The 24,166-nt window shown below is 60.4% G+C and carries 23 protein-coding genes and 2 pseudogenes; 15 read left to right on the top strand and 10 right to left on the bottom strand.

The features are described 5' to 3' along the window. Positions 1-262: 262 nt before the first annotated feature. The 4 genes from ACWAT4_RS41260 to argE all read left to right on the top strand — a co-directional run bounded on the left by ACWAT4_RS41260 (position 263) and on the right by argE (position 4,180). The gene (locus ACWAT4_RS41260) at positions 263-1,552 is read left to right on the top strand and encodes a flavin-containing monooxygenase (protein ID WP_128930144.1); all 1,290 of its coding nucleotides are present in this window, start codon (positions 263-265) and stop codon (positions 1,550-1,552) included. A gap of 64 nt (positions 1,553-1,616) precedes the next feature. Next, positions 1,617-2,033 (top strand): RidA family protein, encoded by a 417-nt coding sequence (locus ACWAT4_RS41255; RefSeq protein WP_128930145.1) that lies wholly within the window; start codon positions 1,617-1,619, stop codon positions 2,031-2,033. 4 nt (positions 2,034-2,037) lie between these two features. Beyond that, entirely contained in the window at positions 2,038-2,712 is a 675-nt protein-coding gene (locus ACWAT4_RS41250; protein WP_128929544.1) for a DUF1028 domain-containing protein, read from the top strand. Positions 2,713-3,016: 304 nt separating this feature from the next. Further along, positions 3,017-4,180 carry an acetylornithine deacetylase gene (gene argE / locus ACWAT4_RS41245; RefSeq protein WP_128955170.1) on the top strand — a complete coding sequence of 388 codons (1,164 nt, stop codon included), beginning with the start codon at positions 3,017-3,019 and terminating at the stop codon, positions 4,178-4,180. A 459-nt stretch (positions 4,181-4,639) separates the two neighbouring features. Here the strand turns inward: argE and ACWAT4_RS41240 are convergent, their stop codons facing one another. From ACWAT4_RS41240 to ACWAT4_RS41210, 7 genes are all read right to left on the bottom strand, one after another. Further along, positions 4,640-4,795 (bottom strand): hypothetical protein, encoded by a 156-nt coding sequence (locus ACWAT4_RS41240; RefSeq protein ID WP_164934241.1) that lies wholly within the window; start codon positions 4,793-4,795, stop codon positions 4,640-4,642. Further along, on the bottom strand, positions 4,796-4,981 hold the full coding sequence (locus ACWAT4_RS41235; protein ID WP_367401020.1) for a hypothetical protein: 186 nt from the start codon (positions 4,979-4,981) through the stop codon (positions 4,796-4,798). A 75-nt stretch (positions 4,982-5,056) separates the two neighbouring features. Continuing rightward, positions 5,057-5,296: an SDR family NAD(P)-dependent oxidoreductase gene (locus ACWAT4_RS41230; RefSeq protein ID WP_128929546.1), complete on the bottom strand. Its 240-nt coding sequence runs from the start codon at positions 5,294-5,296 to the stop codon at positions 5,057-5,059. Between the two features lie 84 nt (positions 5,297-5,380). Further along, positions 5,381-6,400 (bottom strand): Ldh family oxidoreductase, encoded by a 1,020-nt coding sequence (locus ACWAT4_RS41225; protein WP_164939084.1) that lies wholly within the window; start codon positions 6,398-6,400, stop codon positions 5,381-5,383. A 16-nt stretch (positions 6,401-6,416) separates the two neighbouring features. Continuing rightward, on the bottom strand, positions 6,417-7,475 hold the full coding sequence (locus tag ACWAT4_RS41220; protein WP_164934239.1) for a ketopantoate reductase family protein: 1,059 nt from the start codon (positions 7,473-7,475) through the stop codon (positions 6,417-6,419). Between the two features lie 35 nt (positions 7,476-7,510). Continuing rightward, positions 7,511-8,485 carry a flavin reductase gene (locus ACWAT4_RS41215; RefSeq protein WP_128929549.1) on the bottom strand — a complete coding sequence of 325 codons (975 nt, stop codon included), beginning with the start codon at positions 8,483-8,485 and terminating at the stop codon, positions 7,511-7,513. Positions 8,486-8,539: 54 nt separating this feature from the next. Beyond that, the gene (locus tag ACWAT4_RS41210; protein WP_128929550.1) at positions 8,540-9,457 is read right to left on the bottom strand and encodes an SMP-30/gluconolactonase/LRE family protein; all 918 of its coding nucleotides are present in this window, start codon (positions 9,455-9,457) and stop codon (positions 8,540-8,542) included. A 205-nt stretch (positions 9,458-9,662) separates the two neighbouring features. Between ACWAT4_RS41210 and ACWAT4_RS41205 the strand changes: the two genes are divergently transcribed. The 5 genes from ACWAT4_RS41205 (at position 9,663) to ACWAT4_RS41185 (ending at position 15,633) form a co-directional block, all read left to right on the top strand. Then, the gene (locus ACWAT4_RS41205; RefSeq protein WP_128929551.1) at positions 9,663-10,961 is read left to right on the top strand and encodes an NtaA/DmoA family FMN-dependent monooxygenase; all 1,299 of its coding nucleotides are present in this window, start codon (positions 9,663-9,665) and stop codon (positions 10,959-10,961) included. Positions 10,962-11,054: 93 nt separating this feature from the next. Then, complete coding sequence (locus ACWAT4_RS41200) at positions 11,055-12,041, top strand: TRAP transporter substrate-binding protein (protein WP_164934238.1); 987 nt, start codon at positions 11,055-11,057, stop codon at positions 12,039-12,041. Further along, positions 12,038-13,906: a TRAP transporter large permease subunit gene (locus ACWAT4_RS41195; protein ID WP_128929553.1), complete on the top strand. Its 1,869-nt coding sequence runs from the start codon at positions 12,038-12,040 to the stop codon at positions 13,904-13,906. The genes ACWAT4_RS41200 and ACWAT4_RS41195 overlap by 4 nt, the downstream gene beginning before the upstream one ends. Positions 13,907-13,943: 37 nt before the next feature. Beyond that, positions 13,944-14,810, top strand: a complete 867-nt coding sequence (locus ACWAT4_RS41190; RefSeq protein WP_128955172.1) for an amidohydrolase family protein — start codon at positions 13,944-13,946, stop codon at positions 14,808-14,810. A 115-nt stretch (positions 14,811-14,925) separates the two neighbouring features. Beyond that, complete coding sequence (locus ACWAT4_RS41185; RefSeq protein WP_128929555.1) at positions 14,926-15,633, top strand: RraA family protein; 708 nt, start codon at positions 14,926-14,928, stop codon at positions 15,631-15,633. A gap of 24 nt (positions 15,634-15,657) precedes the next feature. On the opposite strand, the gene ACWAT4_RS41180 is transcribed toward ACWAT4_RS41185, so the two are convergent. Beyond that, positions 15,658-16,524, bottom strand: coding sequence for an IclR family transcriptional regulator (locus tag ACWAT4_RS41180; RefSeq protein ID WP_128929556.1), 867 nt, complete (start codon positions 16,522-16,524; stop codon positions 15,658-15,660). A gap of 655 nt (positions 16,525-17,179) precedes the next feature. On the opposite strand from ACWAT4_RS41180, the gene ACWAT4_RS41175 reads away from it, so the two are divergent. Both ACWAT4_RS41175 and ACWAT4_RS41170 read left to right on the top strand, forming a co-directional pair. Further along, positions 17,180-17,638 carry a helix-turn-helix domain-containing protein gene (locus ACWAT4_RS41175; protein WP_128929557.1) on the top strand — a complete coding sequence of 153 codons (459 nt, stop codon included), beginning with the start codon at positions 17,180-17,182 and terminating at the stop codon, positions 17,636-17,638. 625 nt (positions 17,639-18,263) lie between these two features. After that, positions 18,264-20,537 carry a hypothetical protein gene (locus ACWAT4_RS41170; protein WP_128929558.1) on the top strand — a complete coding sequence of 758 codons (2,274 nt, stop codon included), beginning with the start codon at positions 18,264-18,266 and terminating at the stop codon, positions 20,535-20,537. 546 nt (positions 20,538-21,083) lie between these two features. Here ACWAT4_RS41170 and ACWAT4_RS41165 read toward each other — a convergent pair. After that, positions 21,084-21,356, bottom strand: a pseudogene (locus tag ACWAT4_RS41165) (IS21 family transposase); the annotation flags it as partial. A 178-nt stretch (positions 21,357-21,534) separates the two neighbouring features. On the opposite strand from ACWAT4_RS41165, the pseudogene ACWAT4_RS41160 reads away from it, so the two are divergent. Together ACWAT4_RS41160 and ACWAT4_RS41155 are read left to right on the top strand one after the other, a co-directional pair. Then, positions 21,535-21,797, top strand: a pseudogene (locus ACWAT4_RS41160) (IS110 family transposase); the annotation flags it as partial. Next, positions 21,775-22,275 (top strand): type 1 periplasmic-binding domain-containing protein, encoded by a 501-nt coding sequence (locus ACWAT4_RS41155; protein ID WP_128929559.1) that lies wholly within the window; start codon positions 21,775-21,777, stop codon positions 22,273-22,275. The pseudogene ACWAT4_RS41160 and the gene ACWAT4_RS41155, both read left to right, overlap by 23 nt. Positions 22,276-22,649: 374 nt before the next feature. Here ACWAT4_RS41155 and ACWAT4_RS41150 read toward each other — a convergent pair whose 3' ends face one another. Next, positions 22,650-23,066 (bottom strand): hypothetical protein, encoded by a 417-nt coding sequence (locus ACWAT4_RS41150; protein ID WP_128929560.1) that lies wholly within the window; start codon positions 23,064-23,066, stop codon positions 22,650-22,652. A gap of 455 nt (positions 23,067-23,521) precedes the next feature. Between ACWAT4_RS41150 and ACWAT4_RS41145 the strand changes: the two genes are divergently transcribed. Further along, positions 23,522-23,773, top strand: coding sequence for a multiubiquitin domain-containing protein (locus ACWAT4_RS41145; protein WP_042336969.1), 252 nt, complete (start codon positions 23,522-23,524; stop codon positions 23,771-23,773). Then, positions 23,760-24,143, top strand: coding sequence for an E2/UBC family protein (locus ACWAT4_RS41140; RefSeq protein WP_082847948.1), 384 nt, complete (start codon positions 23,760-23,762; stop codon positions 24,141-24,143). Before ACWAT4_RS41145 ends, ACWAT4_RS41140 begins: the two co-directional genes overlap by 14 nt. Positions 24,144-24,166 lie beyond the last annotated feature (23 nt).

Raw genomic sequence — 24,166 nt, 5'->3', positions numbered from 1 at the left:
TAGCGCCGGCGAGCCGCAATGGCCACAACCTGAATGGGATGGCGGTTGTATCAAGCGCACGGATAGTCGCTAATTCCATAGCGGTATGATGCCATCATGTTGCAACTCCGCGCTCAGTTTCAGAACAGCTTCTGCGGCGCATAGATGCAGGCCTAAGCGCTCCGACATAATCCCACATGATCATGCTCGCCTCCAAACTCTCGAACCGGATTTCCTCCATGTTCGACGCGATCACTCAATCGAATTAGAAATGGATACAGAGATGTCATTAGAAGTAGTAGATACGATCGTGATCGGAGCCGGTCAGGCAGGGCTGGCTATGAGTGAACATCTGACTTCGGCTGGTATTCCTCACGTCGTCTTGGAAAGGCACCGGATCGCGGAGAGATGGCGAACAGCCCGGTGGGACTCGCTGGTGGCTAATGGTCCCGCGTGGCATGACCGTTTCCCCGGCCTAACATTTCAGACGCACCCTGATGCGTTCCCGGGTAAGGAGGAGATCGCGGACTATTTCGTTGCCTACGCAAAGAAGATTGCCGCGCCGGTGCGCTGTGGGGTGGAGGTTACGGCCGTACAACGGAACGAGGGACGATTGGGCTTTCGAGTGGAAACCTCGCAAGGGACGTTGGAGGCAAATAACGTAGTTGCAGCGATCGGTCCATTCCAGATTCCGACAATACCTCAAGTAGTACCGCAGGACATTGGAGTCGTCCAAATTCACTCGAGCGACTACCGAAACCCGGAGCAGTTGCCTAGAGGGGCCGTGTTGGTTGTTGGCGCAGGATCTTCCGGAAGCCAGATCGCAGACGAACTTCTGCGCTCTGATCGGAAGGTCTATCTCTCCGTGGGCCCCCACGAACGCCCCCCGCGCTCCTACCGCGGCTACGACTTCTGCTGGTGGCTCGGCGTCTTGGGAAAGTGGGATAATGAAGCAAGAGTTCGCGGTACCGAGCACGTAACGATCTCCGTCAGTGGGGCCCGTGGGGGATACACGGTCGACTTCAGGAAGCTCGCCGCAGACGGAATGATGCTTGTTGGCTCAACTGAAGCGTTCGAGGCAGGCAACGTAACGTTTGCCAGTGATCTCGCGAAGAATGTCGCGATGGGTGACGCCTCGCTCTTCACTCTGTTGGATGAGGCCGATGAATACGTTAGGCGGAATGGACTTGCACTTCCGGAGGAGCCTGAAGCGCGCAGGTTACTCCCGGACCCGGACTGCCTAATGAATCCGCAGCGTGAGCTCAATCTAAAGACTGCCGGCGTGAATACGATCATCTGGGCGACGGGCTTTTCGTCGGACTACAGCTGGCTTAAGGTCAAGGCCTTCGACGAGGCCGGAAAACCCGAACACCAACGTGGGGTATCCTCGGAGCCGGGCGTCTACTTTGTGGGCTTGCCTTGGCAATCTAGGCGAGGGTCCGCTTTTATCTGGGGTGTCTGGCATGACGCTAAATATATTGCTGATCGTATCTCTACTCGGCGGCGTTACCTGGAACATCACGTCGTAAAATCGGAGAAAGTTGATCCACGAAAAGCGACGGGAGGCCCCTAAGTTTTTTGGCGAAACAGTTCACCAGTTGGGGTTGCGGGTGCTGACACGTAAGAAGGAGCAAGAAGTGGCTCATAGGCGGATTCGGAAATTCAATACGAAACACACTTATCCGGAGCAGAAGCTCGACAATGATCTATGTCAGGCAGTGGTGACTAGCGGCGGAAAAATTATTTGGCTACGGGGCCAGTGCCCCCAGAGCTTGAATGACGCCGTCAACATCGACAGCCATGATCCTGTCGAGCAGACGCATAAGGTGATGCAGAATATTAAGCAACTCATCGAAGAAAGTGGCGGTAAGATTGAACATTTGGTCAAGGTTGTCGTTTACCTTACCGACGTGCGGCATCGGGAGGCCGTTTATCGAACGATGGGTCAGTACATAAAGGGCGTGCATCCCGTGTCCACAGGACTTGTTGTCCAAGCGTTGGCGCGACCTGAGTGGCTTGTTGAAATCGACGCCACAGCGGTGATACCCGAGTGAGCGTATGACGTTTTCCCTAGTTGCTCGGTGCGACCAGACTGGAATGTTCGGCGTAGCGATTTCGTCTTCATCTCCGGCTGTCGCTTCAAGGTGTTCATTCGCGCGAGCTGGTGTCGGCGCGGTCGCTTCGCAGAACGTAACTGATCCCTCGCTAGGACCATTGGCCTTGGATGCGATGGAGAGCGGCATGTCCGCGTGGGAAGCCGTCGAAGAAGTGAAACAACGTAGTCGATTTATCGAGTATCGCCAGCTACTGGCAGTTGACCGCGACGGAAATGCCGCTGTTTATTCAGGGCCCAATTCACTAGGCATATGGGCTCAGACGAGCGGAGAAAATGTCGCGGCCGGCGGCAATCTCCTAGCAAATGACGGAGTACCGCACGCAATTGTCGATGCATTCATTGGTTCGTCAGGGCATCTTGGTGACCGCCTGATTGCGTCACTAAGAGCCGGGTTGGCCGCCGGCGGGGAGGCCGGTCCGTTACACTCAGCCGGCATGAAGCTTGTTGACCAAGTCAGTTGGCCAGTCGTGGACCTGCGCTGCGACTGGACACAAGAGTGTCCGATCGAACTGCTCGTTTCTGCCTGGAAGGTCTACAAACCCCAACTTAACGCCTACGTGAAGCGCGCGCTTGATCCACGAGCGGCTCCTTCGTTCGGCGTCCCGGGTGACGAATAGCGCTCCGACGAGCGCTCGCCATTGGCCGCACCGCTCCCTTGATCGTCTTCATGACGCGGTGCCAGAGCACAGAGTAGATTGAGCTATACGCTTCAAGTCAGCAGTCTACGCAAACCCGCGGATGTTGACAGAAGACCCCTGAATTGTGGGCATTGGCAAATGTCGGGCAGATTGGGGTTAATTTTGTATCGACCTTTCATAGCGGAGATCTGATGCTGTCTCGGACAACCATGATGACGCTGTAGTCTGGCGACGAGCGAACGCTACGAACCTCAGAAGAACTGGAAAACTGAGCAAAATACAGATGGACAGCATCGCCATTATTCAGAGGTTGGTTGCGTTTCCGACCGTCAGCCAGGAATCAAACCTCAATTTGATTGACTTTGTCGTTCAGCTGCTTCGCGAAAACGGCGTGACCTGCCGTCTTGTCTATTCGCAGGACGGGCGAAAAGCGAGTTTGCTGGCTACGATCGGACCCGATGATCGGCCAGGCGCAATTCTCTCAGGTCATACGGACGTCGTTACGGCCGATGATCAGAGCTGGACCAAACCGCCATTTAGCGCCACACGACAAGACGGTAAGCTGTATGGTCGTGGAACTGCAGACATGAAAGGCTTTGTGGGCTGTGCCATTTCCGCCGCGCTTAAGGCGTCGAAGACACGCTTAAATGCGCCTCTCTACCTGGCACTATCATATGATGAAGAGATTGGCTGTGTAGGAGTGCGAGGTCTGCTTGACTCGATGGTGAATGAGCTGCAACGGCAATCTTTCTGTATCGTTGGTGAGCCAACAAATATGAACGTTGCAATCGGACACAAAGGCAAGGTTGCGGCTCGCGTTACTTGCGTTGGCCGGGAATGCCATTCCGCATTGGCGCCTACCGGGATAAACGCGATCCATTTGGGTTGCGAATTTGTCGAAGCCATCCGCAGAGAGCAAGCTAAGTTGTGCGACGAGGGCGCGCGGGATGCGAGCTACGAAATTCCGTATACAACGCTTCACGTCGGCACGATTAAATCGGGGGGAATGCTCAATATTGTGCCGAGCCGATGCGAGTTAGAGTTCGAGATCAGGAATGTCGCAGCGGAGATACCTGAGGAGATATTGAGTAGGCTGCGAACTAGAGCGAGTGAAATCGCCAATGGCGCAAGGACCATCGCGTCCGAAGCCGCTATAAATATTGATGTAGTCAACAGTTATCCCGGGCTCAATATCGCCTGCGACGCCCCGGTCGTCCATCTTGTCAAGTCTCTCACCGGTGACGCCAACGTGGTGAAGGTGCCATTCGGAACGGAAGCCGGCCTGTTTTTGCAGAGACTGGGGGTTCCAACGATCGTTTGCGGACCGGGGTCGATGCAGCAGGGTCACAAGCCGGATGAGTTTATCGAAATTGACCAGATTGACCGCTGCGACAAGATGTTAGATAGATTGATTGACCGACTAGCAAGCGGCCATGGCTTCCCCTGAGCGAGGCGTTGCGGCCCGATGCGGCAGGAACTCGCGCAACGATGTGACTTGCGCCCAGACATAGAGTGAGCCCGGGAGACCGCGGCGGTGAGATCGCCGAACTACCCCGCTAGACCATCACCCACTTGGGTGGCGCGGGAACCGAGCTGCCTGCGGGGTTGGACCAGCCGCTCCCGCCCGGCTGGGGCGAGACATAGGCTTCTTGGCACCACCGACCATCAAATCAGCACTCGAAGACTGCGAAGCTCGGACTGCTCAAAATCCAGCTCGCGAAGGATTTCAGCCGGCGTCCGCTCGAGGATATCGCCTCGCGAATCGCTGACGCCTGACGCGCTCTGCTCTGAACTCGACCGGACGCAAGACTGCAAGCTCAAGTTCAAAGGCGGGAGAGCTGTTGGCCACCGCCAACGTCGATATGAATGCCGATCGCATAAGGGATCTCTCCGCGAACAGGGAGGGTCACGGCCCGGCCGATCTCTTCAGGCCCCAGCGCGCCATTGGAATGCCGCCGGTGGCGATCAAATCGTCATAACGATCCTTCGCCGCGGCTGTCATCTCGGTGCGAATGATGACGAAGCTGTTCGCCTCACGACTGGCTTCCGAGCCTATCACCATCTACGACGTCAGGCCGGGTGTCATTCCAACGCCCGCCTTGCTGATACAACAGTCGGCCCTGTTTTCGCCGATGATCTCTGCATTCGCCGAGCCGATGAAGATCACCGATCCCGGGCGCCTTTCGACGAGGCCCAGGCACCTCCTCGCAAAACACTGTGTGAGGAAAAAGCCGGCACGAAGGTTGATGTCCAGCGTCCGATCGTAGCTTTCCGGCTCAAGGTCGAGGATATCCCCGCGCTGCAGTGCTGCAGTGAGCTTACGCTAGCATTGTTGACCAGGCAGGTGGCTCGCCGAGCTCTCCCGCAATCCGGGCCAGCAACGCATCGTTTCCCGATCTCGGAAAACATCGTATCTATAATACCGGTCGGGAGCCGGAATTGGCTCCTGCTCCAGATCCTCGGGACTCACGTGGGCGACGGTGAAATTGGCCTTACCGAGCGCGTCGGCGATTGCACGACCGATTCCACGCCCTGCGCCCGTAACGACCGCCACGTCCCTCATCGGTCGCGTCCTCCCACCGGCGCCGCCAGCGCACGAGACGGCCACCACAAACCGCACCTCGGAGCTCACCTGCGAACGATTGAACTAAGCTGGAAGTACCGCTCCGCCTTCTCGACCGAGTTCGGCAAGTTGTTCGAAGAGATTGCGCTCGATCGCGATCCCGACCTGGTCCGCTTGCGCGCGCAGTTCTGCCGCGCGCTCGCCGGGAATGCGGCCATTTCCTCCGACCGCTGCGAGATAGCGCTGCGTCCAAGCCTGCATGTTCTGATCGAAAGCATCTTTGCCGATGAGCGCCGCCGGATCGAACACGAAGCCGAAGGCGCCGACGCCGCCCGGGGCGCCGCCTTCCGACAACAGGGGCCTTGCCCCGGTCAGCACTCCCGCAAGCACTTCCACGATCATCGCCAGCGCGAGTCCCTTGTGACCGGCGGCCGGTAGGATCGAGCCGGCGAGCGCCGCGGTCGGGTCGGTCGTCGGCCGGCCCTCCGCGTCGATCGCCCAGCCTTCCGGGATCGGCAGGCCATCGCGTAGGGCGACGTGGATCTTGCCGCGCGCGACATTGCTCATCGCGAAGTCGATCAGCAGCGGTGGTCCGTCCGGCCTCGGCGCTGCAAATGCAATGGGATTGTTACCGATTGCCGGCCGCGTTGCGCCCCCGGGAGCCATCACCGGCTGGGTCACCTGCGACAGGAAGCCGACCCTGCCGCTTTCGGCGACGTCGAGCAGATGCGAGCCGACTGCGCCAAGATGTCCGGCGTTGCGGATCAAAAAGGGGACGAACGGTCGGGTCGGGCCAAGCGCATCCATCGCCAGTGCCAACGCCTTGGGGCCAACGATTTGTCCAAGCCCAAGATCGGCGTCGATTACCAACACCGTGCCATGCCAGCCGCATTTGATATCCGGCCTCGGGTTCAAGCCGCGGCGCGCGAGCTGGCGCCAATACGAGGGCAGACGCGCGATGCCATGGGTCCGTACGCCCGTGATGTCGGCGAGCAGCAGACGACGGGCTGCCAGCCTCGCGTCATCTTCGCCGAGTCCGGCCCGCGCGAAGATGGTTGCGACCCACGCTTCGAGCGGCGGCAGCAGCATGTTGATCGTCTCCATCGCCCGGCTTTCTATCTCAAATCTCGAACAGCAGCTCCGGGCGCGGGGTAACCTCGCCGCGTTCGACCTTGCGGACGATATCGACGATCCGCTCATGCGCCGGCGCTGCGCAGCCGGCCTCCTTCGCCTTGCGGACGATGAAGCCGTTGATCTCACCGATCTCGGTGCGCCGCCCCTTCTGGATATCCTGTGCCATCGAGGGACGCTGCAAATTGCTGCGCGCCTGCGAACCGGTTCCCTTCTGCATGTGCCGCTCGACCTCGGCCAGCGCCGTGGCGTCGCCTTCGGATGCCGAGCGTAGCAGGTTCGGCTCGATGCCCGTGATGTGCTCGAGGTCGAGGCCGAGCGACTGGCCGGTCCGGATCGCTTCGCCGCCGAGGCGGATGACGAGGCGGCGGATCACGGGATGGGCGTCGCGTTCGTTTCCGCTCATGCCGGTCGCGGCGCTGACGCCGTTGCGCATGCCGTTGACGCAGAGCTTCGACCAGCGCACGCCCCACAGATTGGTAGTGACGCCAGAGCCGTCGATCGGGGTAAACAGGGCGTGCAGCTCCTTCACGCGCGGCGTCACGCGCCCATGGACCTCACCGACGAGAATCGATTTGGTCTCGAAGTCGCGCGGCATGGTGCGACGGACGCAGCCCGGTTCATAGAGATCGACGGCGAAATTATTGCCGACGATGCAGCCGACCGTGCGTCCCCATCCGACGACGCCGGCGATGATCTCCTCGTTGATCGAATTCTGCGCCGAGACGACGTAGCCCTGCGGCGAGAGATACGGCCTGATGAGGGTCGTGCACCATTCGGTATCGTAGGATTTGCTGGAGATGATCGCGATATCGATCGGCCGCTGCCTCGAAAGGCTCTGCACCTCGGTGAGGTGCATCGTCGGGACCGAAACGATGCAGGTTTCCTCATCCCTCATGCCGGACAGATGCAGCCCGCGTTGGCGGATCGTCTCGATGTGCTCGGGCCAGGGATCGATCAGCGTGACGTCGTTGCCGGTGCGCGCCAAATGGCCGCCGAGATAGCTGCCGACAGCGCCGGCGCCGACGATTGCGATACGTTTCTTCATTACCATTGTTCCTTCGTCGTCGGCCTTGGTTCTTACTATGCCGTCGGTGCGCGGCGAACGAGCTTGTCGAGAACGTGCCGGCAACTCGCGATCTCGCCGGGCGAAATGCCGGACAGTTCCTTTGCCTCGATTGCGCGGGCGCGCGCGTGTAGTGCGTGGTTGCGGTCGCGTCCCATGGCCGTGAGTGTCAAGCCGCCGCTAGCGTCGGCCTCGACGAGGCCCATGCGCACTAGCTCGTTCACGGTGCTCTCCGCGGCGTTGAGCCCGAGAAACAATTCAGGCAGCAAGCTCGCGAGCGTGCGTCCCGGCAACGTTTCGATCGCGGCCATCAACCGGCTCTGCAGGACGCTGAGACCTTCGGCATGGCGACCCTCGTCGAGCGCTGCCGAGAGCACGCCATGGGCACGATACATCAGCGCCGTCATGAACTCATTCATCGGGCCGCCGGCGTGCGCCTGTCCGGTCGCCTTCGACAGGTCGGTGGGATCGGCGAAGTCGGCGGCCATGCAATAGCGTCCTTGCGCAAACAGTAGCGGGCCGCGGTCGTGGCGCACGAAGCGTTCGACTTCACCCAGCATGATCAGATGATCGCCGCCGGGATATTCGGCCGCCTTGCGGCATTCGAAGCTGCACAGCGTTCCCTCGAGCAGCGGTGCGCCGCCGATGCCGCGCTTCCAGGAGACGCCCCCGAACTTGTCGCCGCCCGAGCGGCCAAAATGATTTGAGAGAGCGATCTGGTCGCTGGATAGAATGTTTACGGCGAAATGCGTGGCGACCTTGAAGGTCGGGAAGCTCTGGCTCGTTCGCTTGGCCGACCACAGCACGAGCGGTGGATCGAGCGAGACCGAGGAGAACGAGTTCGCCGTCATTCCGACGAGCTCGTCACCGTGAGCGGCGGTGACGACGGTCACGCCGGTCCCGAATTGGCCGAGGCAGCGCCGAAACGCGGCCGGATCTGCCTTGGGATCGCCGCTGTCGACGGCCGCGATGGTCGGGGAGAACTGCTGCATGGCGTGCACTCGGCCTTCTGGTCAGTCGCTCGGAGGTTGCTGCGAATATCCTGATCACGCAGCGTGGGAGTACATCGGCCGTCCCGCCACCGGCATTTCCGCTGCGAGGATCGTACCGCTCTTCGATTCCGTGATGAAGAGTGTCCGCCGATCCGGACCGCCATAGGCGCAATTGGTGGTGAGAAGTCCCTTCGGAGACTTGATGCGCAGCATCGGTTCTCCGAGCGCGCTGAACAGCCAGGTGGCGCCGAGGCCGACGTGACAGATCGCGATATTGTCGTCCTCGTCGATCGCAAGGCCATCGGGGCCGCCACCTCCGGAAAGCTGGATGAAGGTGCCAACCTTGCTTGCGGTGCCGTCGCGCATCAGCGGCACCCGCCAGATCGCATTGGCGCGCGTCACCGCCAGAAACAGCATCGTCTCGGCCTTGTTGAGCACGAGGCCATTCGGGCTCGGAATCCGGTCGAGCACGCAATCGAGCTGGCCACTGGGTCGCAATCGATAGAGGCGGCCGCTCGGATCATGCAATCCGGTCTGCCCCTGATCGGTGAAGTACATGTCGCCGTTCGAGGCGAACACGAGATCATTGACGCCCTTGAATCGCTGCAACAGCGAGCGCTCCAGGAAGGGCTCGACGCGACCCGTGGCCGGGTCGAACACCATGATGCCCTGCTTGTGGTCGGTGATGAAGCCGCGCCCGTCCCTGTGAAACTTCAGGCCGTTCGGCTCACCGTCGTACTCCGCGCCAACACTGACCTCACCGTTCGGCGTGATGCGCAACAGGCGGCCCCAAGGAATGTCGACGACCCAGAGATCGTCATTGCGGTCAAAGGATGGGCCTTCGAGAAAGGTCGGCGTCGGTGCGCCGTGAAACTGCACCTCAGCCCATTCCGAGCGCTGGCCGCTCTTGAACAGATGCTCGGGGATTGCAGTGAAGACGCGCGCCTCCACGCTTGGCGGTGCTGCATACATCGTCGAGTTCTCCCGTGCGCGGAGTTAATCCGCGTCTCGTTAAGCCGCGCATTCCGTGACGACACGTGAGCGCAACCGGCTTGACAGCCGTGGTGATTGGCTATCTATTCTTATATAAGGATAACGTTCCGAAATGAGAACGCAAGGAAAAACCGGGGCGTCGCGCCAGCGCGATGCGGCTCGGCTTTTCGGAGGGAGCGACTTCATGCGTGGCGGCATGCACTTGATCGGGTTTCTGATCAACTCGCCTATCAATCACACGATCCTGAGCTGGTCGGATCCCGCCGATCAGCGTCTCGAGGCGATGGGAAGCCTGAAGCGCTGGCAGAGGCTTGCGCAGACCTATGAGCGCGGCCTGTTCGATGGGCTGTTCTTCGCGGATACGCCGGGTGTGTTCGACCGCTACAAGGAGCGTTCCGACGAGGCGGTGCGCTACGGCGTGTGCTGGCCGCCGCACGATCCGGTCGTTCTGCTGAGTGCACTCGCCGCCGCCACCGATCGGCTCGGCCTTGCGGTGACGCTCTCCATTTCGGCCAATCATCCCTATCAGGCGGTCCGCTCGCTCTCGACGCTCGACTATATGAGCGGCGGTCGGGTCGGCTGGAACATCGTCACTGGCCATCTGCGCGGCGAGTACCGTGCACTCGGTCTCAATCAACTCGATCACGACCAGCGCTACGATCGCGCCGATGAATATATGGAAGTCTGTCGTGCGCTCTGGAGCGGGGTGCGCGAGGGCGCGGTCCAGGCCGACAGGACGACAGGCGTCTATGCTGATCCGGCCAAGGTGGACATCATCAATCACGAGGGCGAGTATTTCCGCTGCCATACGGTGCCGCCGGCTTTGCCGTCGCGGCAGGGCCATCCGGTGCTGTTCCAGGCCGGATCCTCCGGCCGCGGCCAGCGCTTCGCGCAGAAGCACGCCGACGTGGTGTTCTCCATTCAACCGCATCTGGGCGGCATGAAAACCTTCATGCAGGAGCTCGGCGCAGCATCGGGGAGCGCGGCCGCGCCCAAGGTGACGTTCGGCGTGCAGCCGATTCTCGGAAGCTCCGAGGCGGAGGCGAGGCGCCGGCTCGACGAATTCGCCGCGCGCATTCCGCTTGAGGCCGCGCTGAGCCGCTTGTCCGGTTCGCTCGGGGTGGATTTCAGCCAAGTCGAGCTCGATCTGCCGCTCGAGGAGCAGAAGACGCAGGCATCGCAGGGTCTGATGAAGGCCATGTCGGCCTCGTTCGAGAATCGCCGCTTCACGCTGCGCGAGGCGGCGGTACGCTGGGGCCTTGCGGTCGGCATGCCGCAACTGATCGGAACACCGGAGCAGGTTGCCGATCAGCTCGAGACGATCTGGCGGGAGACCGGGTGCCACGGTTTCAATATCACGCCGACGACCACGCCCTCCAGCGTCGAGGAATTCGTTGACCAGGTGATCCCAATTCTGCAGAAACGAGGTGTGTTCCGCACCGCATATGAGGGCGAGACGTTCCGCGAAAATTTGCTGAACTGAACGGCAACGGCCACGCGAGTTGGCCGCGTTCCAACGAGTATCGTTACGAGCAGGGAGGAGATCGTGACAATGAATCACACTCGGAGAGCGTTCGTGAAGACGACGCTGCTCGCGGGCATCGGCGCGCCGGCCCTTGGTCTTTTCGCGCCGAACATCGCGCGGGGGCAGGGGGCGGTCACCCTGAAATTCGCTCATCCCGACAGCAACCTCCATCCCAACCACAAGATGGCGGAAGCCTTTGCGGGCCGGGTAGGCGAACGCACCAATGGCGCTGTCAAGATCGATATCTTCGCCGGCGGACAGCTTGGCTCCAGTGTCAGCATCGCGACCGGCGTTGCGACCGGGACGGTCGATCTCGTGTACCACACCGCGGGATTCCTCTCCTCCATCTTCCCAATGATGCAGGTGCTCGATCTGCCGTTCCTGTTCCGCGACGCGCGCAGCGGCGAAAGGGTGACCGATGGCGAGATCGGCCAGATGATCTTCGCCAGCCTCGCGCCGAAGAATGTCTATGGCCTGGCCTGGAGCACCAATGGCTGGCGGGTGGTGGAGACCACCAGAAAGGTCGTGCGAGCTCCCGACGACCTTTCCGGGATGAAGTTCAGGATCCAGCAAAGCCCGGTCTTCGTCGCGATGGCCAAGGCATTCAACGCCCAGCCCGTGTCGCTCGACGTTTCCGAGATGTATCTGGCGCTGACGCAGAACACGATCGACGGCTACGAATTCCCGCTGCTCTCCGTCGTCGCGACCAAGCTGCACGAGGTGACGAAATTCGTTTCCGAAACCAATCACACCTACAACGCGATGGCGCTGCTCGGCTCGAAGTTCAAGCTCGACAAGCTCGATCCGACGCACCTGAAGGTCCTGCGTGAGGAAGCGCTGCGGTTCGGCAACGACACCCGCAAGTCGATCGTCGAGGCCTCCGCCGCGGCCAAGAAAACCTGCCAAGATGCCGGCATCCAGTTCAACCCCGTCGACTACGCGCCGTTCAGGCAAAAGGTCGAGCCCGTGTTCGCTCAGTTCCGCACGTCGATGGGCGAGCAGCTCATCGACAAACTGCTGAAAGCCGCCGAGGGATGACCGAGCAGGTCTGTGATGTTCCGGCTTCAGGGCACAGCCACGCTCTGTCGCGCTTTGGTCTCGGTGCCATCGCCGAGATCATGGTGGCGATCGCGCTGGCGTTGCAGCTGGCCATCACGCTGCTCTCCGTGCTGATTCGCGAGGTGACGCCGTTCTCCATCCTGTCGGTGGACGAAACCGCAAAATTGTCGCTGAGCGTGATTGCCTTCATGGGCGGCGCCATCGCCTATCGGCGCGCCGAACATGCCTCGATCGAGGTCATCACAAAGCGTTTGACCCCGCACTGGCGACAGGTCCTGGGCTGCGTGGTCGACCTTGGGGTGCTGGTGACGGCGATATCCATCCTCCGGGGCAGCGCCTCGCTGTTCATGGTCCGTCTCGACGAGCATCTGCCGATCACGGGTTGGCCGACCGCCACCCTGGTCGTGCCGCTCGGGCTCGGGCTGCTGCTGATCGCCCTGACCGCCGCCGAGCGGCTCTTGGCAAAGCGCGGGCGACCGCTCCTGGTCGCGCTTGCCGCCGCTACCGTGCTTGCCGGCTGCCTGTTCGCCGATGCCAGCCTCTTCACACAGACTTTCAGCTCGCGATATTCGCTGGTGGCGCTCTTGATCGTGCTGTTCGCCATGATCGGCATCGGCATGCCGATCGGCTTCGCACTGATGGCGGGCTCGCTGATCTACCTCCTGGCCAACGACATTCCACTGGTCGCGATCGCGCAGAGCATGATCGACGCCAACAGCAACTTCATCCTGCTGGCGTTACCGTTCTTCATCCTCGCCGGCGGTATCATGGATCAGGGCGGAATCAGCGTGCGCTTCGTGCGCTTTGCGATGTCGCTGGTCGGCCATTTCCGTGGCGGTCTGCTCCAGGTGGTGGTGATCACGACCTATCTCGTGTCGGGTATCTCCGGATCGAAAGCGGCCGACGTGGTCGCCGTAGGATCCGTCATGCGGCGAGAGCTTGAAAGAACGGGCTACAAGCCCCAGGAATCCGCCGCGGCGCTGGCGGCATCGGCCGCAATGTCCGAGACGATCCCGCCGAGCATCGCGATGCTGATCCTCGGAACGGTGACACCGGTTTCGATCGGCACGCTGTTCGTCGCCGGTCTGATACCCGCGGCAGTGATTGCCGTGATGCTCATGCTGCTGATCTATGTTTCCGCCCGCAACAGCGGTTTGTCCGCCAATCCCAAAGCGACCGCCGGAGAGCGAGCCAGGGCCGGCACGGACGCGTTGCTGCCGCTCGGCATGCCGGTCATCATGATCCTCGGCATCAAGTTCGGCTTCGCCACACCGACCGAAGTGTCCTCGATCGCCGTGCTGTATGGGCTTGTCCTCGCATCCGTGTTCTATCGCGCGCTCACGCTCAGGGCATGCGCCAGAATCCTGATTGAAGCCGGACGGCTGACAGGGATGGTTCTGTTCATCGTCGCGGCCGCGGGCGCATTCGGCTGGGTGTTGACCGCCGCCGGGCTGAACGCGCATCTGAGCCAGGTCGTCGCGCTGCTCGGCAACAGCAAGTTGCTGTTTCTCCTGGGTTCGATCGCCCTGATCATCATCGTCGGGGCCTTGCTGGAGGGGTTGCCGGCGATCATCATCCTCGCACCCGTCCTGATGCCGATCGCCAATCAACTCGGCATCGATTCCATTCATTATGCGATGGTAATCATCCTGTCGATCGGCGTAGGCGTCTTCATGCCGCCTGTCGGCATCGGCTTCTATATCGCTTGCGCTGTCGTACGCGCGGACATCGACCAGGCGTCGCGATCGATGGTGCCGTACCTCGTTGTGCTCTGTCTCGGCGTGCTGCTCATCGCCTATGTCCCCTGGTTTACGCACGCGCTGCCAAATCTGATCGGGAAGTGAGGCTCCGGACCGTCTGCCGCGGTCGAAGGTCTCGACGATGTCGTGCCAAGAAGAAAGAAGAACGGTGACCCGGAGTTCTCAAGCAAGTTTCAAGACCATGCCGGGACGGACCGATACCCATTTCCATGTCTTCGGCCCGGAGGCCCGATATCCCTATCGGACCGAGCTGACCTACGCGCCGCCTGCTGCAACACCCGCAGCCTATATGGCGTTGGCCGAGCGGCTTGGCATCGATCGTGCCGTCATCGTCCAGGCCAGCGTCTATGGATCGGATAACAGCCGGCAGCTCGATGCGATGCGCGAAATCGCAGGCGTGGAAACACGTGCAGTTGTCGTCGTCGATCCCGATGTCTCGGACGAAGAACTCGACGAGCTACACCACAAGGGCGCGAGAGGCGTGAGGTTCATTGCGACCCGGCCAGGCAGCTTGCCGCTCGCACAGCTGGAGCGAATTGCATCCCGGATTCGGCGATGGGGCTGGCATGTCGCGCTGATGCTCGACGGTCGCTCCATCGTCGCGCTTGAGGACCGGCTGCAAAAATTGCCGTGCCCCTTCGTGATCGATCACCTGGCCGATCCCGACGCCCAAAAGGGAACGGAACAACCTGCTTTTCAGGCTCTCCTTCGGCTGCTCCGATCGGGCAATTGCTGGACGAAGATTTCGGCGCCGTATCACATGAATACCGCTGCACCGGCTTATGACGAGCTCGAGCCGCTCGTCGAAGCCTTATTGGCTGAGGCACCGGATCGTCTGCTGTGGGCGACCGACTGGCCGCATGCCGCAACGCATGGACCGACCCCTGACGCGACAGATCTCCTTTCGGCGCTTTATTCGTGGTGCGACGAAACCGTCCTGACCAAGATCATGGTTCGAAATCCGGCGGCTCTGTACGGATTTGGCTGATGCAATGCTCGATCATGACCGTTGGCAGATGCGGCTCGTGTGAGCACCCGAGGATGCGGCTCCGGGCAACTTGAAAACCCTTCGTACGTGAAGAACGCTTACAGAAAGAGGAAACATGCAGTCCGTCATCTACAAGCGCATTCCGCAATGCCCGGCAGACCTCCTGGCCGAGGTCGCAAAATATCCGGTCTCCGATTTGCACGAGGCACTCGGCCCGGTCGAGGGGCGCATGCAGCTCATGAGCTCGCGCATGCGGCCGATCGCGCCAGGCCAGCGGATCGCGGGCCAAGCCGTCACGTCGTATAATTTCCCTGGCGACAACCTCATGATCCATGCCGCCCTCAACGTCGCGCAGCGAGGCCAGGTGCTCGTCCTCGTCAACGGCGGTGGCGCGCACGGCTCGTTGTGGGGCGACGTGGCCGCGACCTTCGCCAAGCAGAAGGGGATTGCGGGCATCATTGTCGATGGTCCGGCCCGGGATGTCGCTGCGCTGCGTGAGCTCGGCTCGCTGACCTGGTCGACGTCGATCTCCTCCAGTCATCCCGAAAAGCGCGGCCCCGGCGCGGTGAACGTGCCGATCGTTTGCGACGGCGTACGTGTGGATCCCGGTGACGTGATCGTCGCCGATGATGACGGGGCGCTCGCGATTCCGCTGCGCTCGCTCGAGCGTGCGGTGAAGGGCGCACGGGAGCGCAATCGGAAGGAGATCGAGCTGCGCGACCGTCTGAAGACCGGCTCGTCGTTGTTCGAGCTGCTGCAGATGGACAAGAACGTGCAGGCCGCCGGCGCTGAAATCAGGGATACTCTCTGGATTGACGGCTGACCGGACGGCGTCCCTGGCGCGAGGTCATTTCTTGCGCCGCTTGCCGGTGTCGGCCCGCTCGGCAGAATCTTCTGCCGGCGGATATGGGCCGCGATAGCCGAGGATCTGCGAGATCTGTTCGGCGGCCTTGAAGGTCAGCCGCTCGATGTGCTCGCGCGCAAGCAGCAGGCGCGCGGTAGGGCCGGCGATCGTCACCGAGCAGCTGACGAGGCCGGCCTCGTCAAAACAGGGGCTCGCGATGCCGGTGGCGCCATCAATTATACCATTAGCGTCGACAACGACGCCGCGGTGACGGATTTCGGGGAACATGGCGACGAGTTCCTCTTTCGAGGATGTGTCGTCCGTGAACTTTACAAACTTGGTCTGGGTCAGATACGCCGTCTGAACATTCTCTGGTAGGAATGCCAGCATCGCCTTTCCTGCGGCCGTACAATACAGCGGCCGCCGGTTGCCGATGCGGACCGCAAAGCGCAGCGGCTTTTCCGATTCGATGACATCGACGTAAGATATCTCGTGGCCCTCCTCGGAGAGGACACCGAGCAGGATCGTCTCCTCGGTCTCTCGTGCGAGCCGCTCCAGGACGGGACGCGCACATTTCGGGAACGATCGAGCCTGAGCCAGGCTCGCGCCAAGCTTGATCGCTTGATCGCCGAGAATGTAGTGGCCGTTGTCGCTGCGAGCATATCCCCCGCCTTCGAGCGCGCGCATGAGGCTGAAGACGCTCGTTTTCGGCAGTTTTAGGCGGTCACTGAGCTTTGCCAGCGTAAGACCTTCCGGTTCGGCCGCTAACGCCTGCAGGATATCCATCACCCGAAGCGCCGAACGAGGGCCGCTGAAGGCCCGTTCGGTTGTCCTCGCGTTGTTGGACATTTGTTCGTCGTGGCGTTTCATCGGTTGATCTTACTTTCATTATTCCTGTCATTCGATTAGCCAGAGCGCAAGCAGCCCAAGCGAGCATCAGTTGAGGGTCCAGATAGACCGTTCTAACAGCTATAGGTTATACTCCACGCAGCCGACCGCGACGCGGCTGGCCGTTGTCTACCCATGTCATCGCCAATGGGGCGGATTGGGCTCAGGTGCTGAAAGAATATGAAGATCTCCCCAGCCATGCCTCGCTAGGTCCGTTTAATCGGCGTGGAACGAGAAGCGCACGAGCGCAAGCTCCGACTGCACGACCCTCGGATGCGTATCGAGGGTCAGAGCCGAGCCACATTGCGGATGAAGCCGTCGGTCCTGTTAGGATGTGAGAGCAGGGCCGGGGGGCTGAACGGAAAAAGATCAGTCTTGATAAAACAGCCTTCCCCCTATGCGTAGGCTCTGCCCAGAATTACTTCTGGACTTCACCGGGCGGTTGCCCGGTCCTGGGCCAGTTCCGCAGCATTCCATGCTTATCCGGGGCGGCCCCGAAAGTCTCACCTTGCATTGAGCTACTTGACCCCGGGGAGGGGACCCCAGCCAACCGGAACTTCAGTATTTTCGTTTATTTCACTTGTTGCGTTTATTTCGAATATAGCCTACATACAATGCCGTACCGAGGAGAACAACGATTACGATGCCAGCCTACGCCGAAGAGCTGGGAGGTACTCGCCTGCCTTCCGCGAGCGAGAAGGCGGCAGCCAACCAGCTTCGTCAAATACTCGCGTCGCATGCGACTGGGGATGCCAAGCTACGCGTGCTCGACGATGCTCAAAAGGCTGCTGAGATAACCTTGTCGCCGGCCCTGTCGAGCCTCTTAATGGAATTGCTTCGGCACATCGGCCGCGGCGATGCGGTGACCCTTGTGCCTGTGCATGAGATGTTGACCACACAGCAAGCTGCCGACATCCTAAATGTCTCACGTCCGTTTCTGGTTTCTCTGCTAGAGAAGAACGAAATTCAGCACGTGACAGTGGGGCGTCATCGCAGGATTAGGGCAGAGGATCTATTCGCCTATAAGCGCACGCGTGATGAGAAGCGAGGCAACGCGCTTGCGAATCTCGCCGAGCTGGACGCGGAGCATCTGTAAGCTTGTTTGCGAATCGTTTCACCGCATTCGTCGATGCGTGCTCCCTTGCGAGTGCCCTCAAAAATAGACTGGCCTCAGGCAGCACAATTTTGATGCAGCTCTGATTTCGGATATTCCAAAATGAAGGTTGTGCAAATCAACGAAAGCTGACTGAGATCAATCGCCTGCGTGTAAAACGACCCGCTGGCTGTCTCCTGCACTCGCGCCACTCTCGGTCTCTGCGCCGAACTAGCGCTATCAAAGGCAGTATTCCCGCGACTGGACCACCGATAGATCATCGCTTCCAACTGCCCGCGAAGGTCAATCGAATGCTCTGCGTATTCAGCCCGACTGTGATCGCACCATCGGCTCTGCAGCGTGCGCGTCCGATACCTCGCCTGCTGAGGGCCCACCAGCCTCTGCTTTAGGGCGGGGAGTGTTGCGCTCCGTCTCCACGGCCTGGTTGCAAAGCAGGACGCGTGTCTGCAGACCGGAAACCTCAAACCAAGGCATCTTCTATGGAATTGGAAGCACGGTGATTCTGATTTTCGTGGTGAGTCCGGGAGAATGCCGTTCGTCAGCTGATCGTCAGCCAAGCCGTCTATCTAATTAGGCTTCACGTTCTCGCCTGGATCGGAGTTAGAATATGACGGGTATTGGCCGGCCTGGCAAATCGCTCGTTGGGGCTCCCGGAGCCGACAGCACTTGGGACTCGAGCAGTTTGCGTTCAGAATCGAGTCTCGCCGCTGGGGAGGGCGGCCAATCCTTCTATTCCATCGTGGAGCGAATGCGCTCTTGGCCTCAGGATAGAGCGGCGTTGGTCGGCAGCCAGCCGCGAACTTCGGATATGGCAGTCCCCATTTCATCGACGGGTGACGAGATCAAGGCAACAAAGCGACAAATGGAAAGCCTGCTCTCGGAAGTTGGCGCTCGCAGTAAGGCGGCCATGCAAGCGCGGAGCTCGTCAGAGGCACAAGAGCTGATCGACAAGCTCATCCAGGTCGGCTCAAAAGTTCTGGAGTACTACGCCAGCCTGCCCCAGCACGAGGCGCGCAGGATTCTGTCTGACGATCAGGCTCGCGGTCTCCGGGACGAGGTGCTCCATGCGGCGGAGCAATGTAACGCTCTGGCCACCCCGACCATCTACGCCTTGGAGCAGAGCAGGAAAAGTGCAACCGTCGTGCTCCAACGGATGCTATCCAACACTCCCTCTGACCTACTGAACCGAGCGGTTTCCGGCGTAGCAAACCGCTATGCGGACTGCATGGAGTGGTGGGGAAAGAAGGCGTTGCGTTCGGAACGGATGCAATGCGTCTGCGCCGCTACTGCTAATTTACCCAATGTAACGGCCCAAAAGCGGCAGGCCGACGAGGCCGCACTGCGGCTGCACAGCGGTTGGGCACTGCACACCAAGTGCATGCATCTGCAATCGCAGGTCGCTCTCGCACAAATCATGATTGAGCCTCTCGAAAGCACGTTCGACCCAGCCACGAGGGAAATCCTCATGGCCGAGAACGGACGGGCTCGCCTGCTCGGCACTTTCATCGATGACGTTTTTCCGGCATTCATATCGACAAAGGACGCAGTTCTACAGAGCCAAGGACGCGCACTCGACGCGGCGCACTGCGCGGTCCTGGAAGGAGTTATGGAGCGGCTTTCTGAATTTGCGTTGGGAGTGCACAACCTCGTTTCAAAGCTAAGGGGTCAGGGGACCGGTGACGACCTGCCATTGAAACTGTTGCATCAGATCGTGGAAAGCGCGTGGGTCACTGCACACGACGTTATGCGGCTGCTGGATCTACAGCCCAAAACGTCGGCCATCAATTCACCGGCGGTCGAAGCAGGGGCTGCGAAGCCGGCCAACGCTACGCGAGAGGCTGTAGCGGCCGAAGGCACTTCTGCGCGCAGGAAGGGTAAAGCCAAACGTACACCGAGCACTCTCGCCGGGAGTTCGGCACGCGACGGGACGCAGCTGCAGATCGCTACAACCGACAAAGCCACGGCGCCAGCAGCCAAAGTTGTGGTGCTCTCGGATCTGGGTACGAAGAAGCTCGTGAGCGCGGAAGAGGCGCATGCGAGGGCGACATCCTCGGCGACGGCACACTTGGCGATCTGGCAGGCCCCGCCATCAATGGAGACGCTGGCGCGCCTACTCGAGCGGTTGGACGCACTTTTGCAGTTTGATCTGGCTGGTCAGCAACGGGCCGTCTCGCAAGCCCGCCAAATGAAGCCCGAGGACGCCGACCACGTTGTGGATGCCGTGATCGAGCGCCTGCAGACCCAGGCCGCCGAAATGCAGGCTTGTGAGGGTTCGCTCGCGGAGCCTGGTCGACGTATCCTACTCACGCCAACGCAAGTGCCCGAGGTGCATGGCAAGCTAGTCCGACTCAAGATGATGCGGGCCGAGGCGCAGGGGCTCGCCAAGACTTTGGACGAGCGAAGGGCATTGACTAGGATTGAATGCATGAAGACCTACGGCTTTCCGTCGCAGAAGTACCTTGAACAGTTGCGCGCGGCCGGGGAGTTGGCGCCTGCCGATCTACCGCGCGCGTTAAAGGGCGAGCCAGGGGTGCTGTTTCAGGTTAAGCTGCAACCCAAGGCGCTGCGCAATGGTGCAATGCCGAGCCCCATGTGGGTTCACATCCATACGAAGCGACCGGTACATACGGGCCAGTTGGCGACGCTGGATGACGCCGACTTCGCCGCTTGCCACGTCAAGTCCAACGAACAACGCGGCTATAATCAGCAGTGGCAGAACGCCCGGGCGGCGACGGGCTGCGAAAACGTCGTGATTCACCGCGGCAAGCTCACGCCTGCGTTCTGTAAGTCCTTGTTGGCCACAGTGCGTAGTGACATCCCACCCTATCGGCTTGCCGAGGCGGAGCAACTGTCAACGCAGGCCGCTCGACTTGGGATCTAGGGGCTTTAACGGTAGAGTACCGAGTGGCGACATCATTGGTCAGACCAGGAAATCCGAAGCCAGTGGGCCGTAATCGGGGTCGTGGGCCTACAAGCTGGCCGGCGACAGCTTGCGCGCGACTGTCCGGTCTGGCCGCAGCGATTGGAAGGAGACAAACTGAGCGTCGGGCGCACCCTTTCGCCGACGCGGACGATCAGCCCGCGTAAGTAGGTCAGGCAGGCTTTGTTGCAGCGAGTCGCCAGCGCGATGTTTCGACAGGAGATTTGGTACAAGTGTTGCAGGTACGAGGTGAGGTCTTCGATGCGGAAATTCTTTCGGTGTTGGGAAAGATCTATGATGAAGCGGTGGCGGCGCTGCCTGCAAGTATGCGAACTCCCGTCAATCGAACAGAGCTTGCCAAGCTGGTACTTAGGCGCACGGCCGCTGGTGAGGCCGAACTGGCTCTCCTAAGAAGGCTAACGGTGGCTATTGCGCCAGTCGCTTAGGCGAGCAGCGGTTGAATGCCTCTACTTGAATTCCAGAACTATAACCGCGTTACCACGGCCGGCGCAGGTCTTCGAAGATCCGGATCAACGTCAGCTGTTCACGAGCCGGTTTAGCATCGTTCGCCGCGAGCAGTCCGTCAAGCTCTACTGGCCATCCTCCCAGCTTTGGCCGCGGCTGCACTTGGCGGTCAAACTCGAAGGAGGTCTCCCCAGACCTCAGTACCTTTCGGACCGTGTTCCGCGACACCTTCGGGTCACAGGCGATCTCCTTGATCGTCTTGCCTCTGATGAAGTGCTCACGCCGTATTCGCGCAATCGTCTCCATGACCAGCATCGCCGACCACCTGCTTCATTCCAAAGCAGGCAGCGCAACAGCCCAACTGGGTCAATGTTGGGCGCGATCCCGGCTTAGGGGGGCAATATTGCAGACGATGACGTAATTGCGGTCGCGCCCGCGGCACGAAAGGTCCACTATCTTCAAGCCCTCCACCATCTTACGAATCGGAGGGGCTATGAAGCAATATGTTGGGCTGGATGTCTCGCAGAATGAAACGTCAGTGTGTGTGCTCGACGAGGTCGGTCAGGTCTTGTTAGAGGGAAAGGCCAAGTCCGACCCCGGGCGCTCACGGCACTGCTCCGCAAGCGAGCTCCACACGCCGAGCGCATTTGTTTTGAGACCGGGACGATGGCGAGTTGGCTGTGGCACGAGCTTCGTAGGGCTGATCTTCCAGTGGTCTGTATCGACGCTCGGCATGCGCAGGCGCCTTTGTCAGTGCTCGAACCGCTCGGATTCTCAGTCATTCTCGCGCAGTCGCGCTACGACTCTCCCCTCGCAGGATCGCCTGCTGACTGCACTGCTGTCGCGGCGGCCGGAGGCGATCATCATGGTCGGATCACCCGCAACGGAGGAGGGCGCTCGCCTGCTGCGGCATGCACGCAGTCCCGTAGGTGAAACACGGGAGCTGCCATCGTCTCCAATCGATGCAGTCGTCGGTTTCGATAACTACCAGGCGGGCGATACCGTCGCCCGGCACTTCGTCGCGCAAGGACGCAAGAACTTAGCGTTCATCGACGGCACCGACCCGCGCACGACCCGCCGCCGGCTCGGATTTCGCGACAACGCCGTTGCGAGCGGCCTTACTGACCCACGTCGGCTGATCCTGGACCGCAACACGGCCTGCACGACGCTGGCGCATGCGCAGCTTCCCGGCGTAGACGCCGTGTTCACGGCTAATGATGCTGCCATCGGTTAAATGGCGGGCTTGCGCAAAGCCGGTTCTTGCGCGAGGCCTGCCTCTGAGGCCCACACTTCTTTGAACGTTCCAACGGTTCCGCTACAGCGTCCAGCACCAACATCCGGCCGACGCTTGCGACCTGCGCCAGCATACACTTCGATACGCGGCCACAACGGTCGTCTTATGTCGTCCGAATAGTCGTCCATTGTGAGCACCCTTGCTGAAGATGACTTTTCTAGCGGGGATCACGCGACTACGCAACCGACGACAGCAGGTACTTAGGGACCAACTTCAGACTACACAATTTGATGCAAACTCAACTTCGGATATTACATAATGAAGGTTATACGAATCAATCATCTTCGATGCTGGAGCCAAGGCCCGTCCTTTGCTCACGAGCGAGCTCTCGCACGTTGCAACTGCCGCAACGCTTGGCGTCGGGTTTGTTTGCGCAGGCGTCGAACCGGCGTGATCGACGGCATCGGCGACAGTGTCGTGGCTGGCGCCGGCTCCTCGACCGCGCGGGCATCAGGCAGCTCCATTGGCTGAGCTGGTGCGGGCCGCGCCTCCATGACCGCGAGAACCTCGCGTCCCTTATCAGTGATGCGCCAGCCGCCGTTCCTTCGCTCGATGAGACGTTGGGAGAAGATATCCAGGTCAGGCACGCGGGCCGCCAATCGCTTCGTGCGTTCGGCCCAGTCCCGTCCGCTGGTGGCCAGAATCGCCATATCGCGCTTGATGTCCTCCAGGACGGCGAACCCGTCCGGATAGCTGACCAGCACCTTGAGAACCGTCACCTGGAAGTTCACTGCCCCACCCGTACGCGGCTTCCGCGAACTTACTTCCCTACATCTTAGAGGCACTCGAGACCTCCTGTCGACTCACGCCATTCATTCGTTGGTTTGTCTTGGAGGTGCGGGCGTGGTGATGGCGTAGCACTCCAGCTCGGAACGGTCATGCCCGCGTCGGGATTGAGGATAGTTGACGTGCAAGCTTGAAGAATTCACCCGCGCGCGGCGCCGCAAGCAGCCGCTTAGATTGCTTCCGCGATCCAGGACGCAGCTAGGCCCGCGCGAAGCGGCGGCGTTTCGCCACTCGCTGGTAGCCGCCAGTCACGTTGAGCCGCACGAACTCGGCGCAACTGACAGGCACCTAGCTGCAAGATCCAAGGGGAGAAGACCTTGACACTGTTCTTTATTTGTTCTAGCTGATAGCATGCGCATCGGTCTTCGTCGGGAGGCCGCACCGGAGCAGGTAGGAGATCATGAACGACAAAAAAGAAAAGGAATTCCACTTTTTCGTTGATGGGGTGAAATACGAGACCGAGCATTCTTATCTCTCCGGGGCCGACATTAAGCGGATCGCCAAGATCGAAGCGAATTATCAGCTTTTTTTGGAAGAGCAGGGAGACACGCCGGATCGTCCGATCGCTGACCCAGATACAGTGCCCCTGAACGATCGGATCAAGCATTTTTTTGCAGTGCCGCCGGCGACATTTGGACATGGAAATCATTGATAAGCAGTTTGCGGCGCTCCAACAGCATTTTCCCTTGGCGCGTCGAACCCCGATGTCCAACGGAGCTGTATTGGTTGAGATTCCGGAATTCGATCTTCCAGAAGGTTGGAGCATCGCTAAAGGGACCGTCATTTTTCTGCTGCCACCGGGATATCCTTCGGCACAACCGGATTGCTTCTGGTTGGAACCGGGGCCTGTTCGCTTGGTGGACGGCGGCGCTCCAACCGCCTCGAACGATGCCAATCCGGTCCCAGGGGGTGAGCCGCGAGGCACTTGGTTTTCGTGGCACTTGCAATCTTGGAATCCAAATCGCGACAACATGCTGACCTATGTCAACGTCATCGCGCAACGTCTAAACCCCGCACGATAGTGGACGATCTTCTCATCACCTTT

The organism is Bradyrhizobium sp. T-1 (assembly GCF_053592855.1).
Note: the sequence above shows the minus strand (reverse complement) of the source record. Positions and strands in the feature narration are given on the sequence as shown.

Coding starts and splice junctions, on each gene's coding strand:
- ACWAT4_RS41260 (WP_128930144.1), top strand. CDS start 263: ATGTCATTAGAAGTAGTAGATACGATCGTGATCGGAGCCGGTCAGGCA.
- ACWAT4_RS41250 (WP_128929544.1), top strand. CDS start 2,038: ATGACGTTTTCCCTAGTTGCTCGGTGCGACCAGACTGGAATGTTCGGC.
- argE (WP_128955170.1), top strand. CDS start 3,017: ATGGACAGCATCGCCATTATTCAGAGGTTGGTTGCGTTTCCGACCGTC.
- ACWAT4_RS41240 (WP_164934241.1), bottom strand. CDS start 4,795: ATGGTGATAGGCTCGGAAGCCAGTCGTGAGGCGAACAGCTTCGTCATC.
- ACWAT4_RS41230 (WP_128929546.1), bottom strand. CDS start 5,296: ATGAGGGACGTGGCGGTCGTTACGGGCGCAGGGCGTGGAATCGGTCGT.
- ACWAT4_RS41225 (WP_164939084.1), bottom strand. CDS start 6,400: ATGGAGACGATCAACATGCTGCTGCCGCCGCTCGAAGCGTGGGTCGCA.
- ACWAT4_RS41220 (WP_164934239.1), bottom strand. CDS start 7,475: ATGAAGAAACGTATCGCAATCGTCGGCGCCGGCGCTGTCGGCAGCTAT.
- ACWAT4_RS41215 (WP_128929549.1), bottom strand. CDS start 8,485: ATGCAGCAGTTCTCCCCGACCATCGCGGCCGTCGACAGCGGCGATCCC.
- ACWAT4_RS41210 (WP_128929550.1), bottom strand. CDS start 9,457: ATGTATGCAGCACCGCCAAGCGTGGAGGCGCGCGTCTTCACTGCAATC.
- ACWAT4_RS41205 (WP_128929551.1), top strand. CDS start 9,663: ATGCGTGGCGGCATGCACTTGATCGGGTTTCTGATCAACTCGCCTATC.
- ACWAT4_RS41195 (WP_128929553.1), top strand. CDS start 12,038: ATGACCGAGCAGGTCTGTGATGTTCCGGCTTCAGGGCACAGCCACGCT.
- ACWAT4_RS41190 (WP_128955172.1), top strand. CDS start 13,944: ATGTCGTGCCAAGAAGAAAGAAGAACGGTGACCCGGAGTTCTCAAGCA.
- ACWAT4_RS41185 (WP_128929555.1), top strand. CDS start 14,926: ATGCAGTCCGTCATCTACAAGCGCATTCCGCAATGCCCGGCAGACCTC.
- ACWAT4_RS41180 (WP_128929556.1), bottom strand. CDS start 16,524: ATGAAACGCCACGACGAACAAATGTCCAACAACGCGAGGACAACCGAA.
- ACWAT4_RS41170 (WP_128929558.1), top strand. CDS start 18,264: ATGACGGGTATTGGCCGGCCTGGCAAATCGCTCGTTGGGGCTCCCGGA.
- ACWAT4_RS41155 (WP_128929559.1), top strand. CDS start 21,775: ATGCGCAGGCGCCTTTGTCAGTGCTCGAACCGCTCGGATTCTCAGTCA.
- ACWAT4_RS41145 (WP_042336969.1), top strand. CDS start 23,522: ATGAACGACAAAAAAGAAAAGGAATTCCACTTTTTCGTTGATGGGGTG.
- ACWAT4_RS41140 (WP_082847948.1), top strand. CDS start 23,760: ATGGAAATCATTGATAAGCAGTTTGCGGCGCTCCAACAGCATTTTCCC.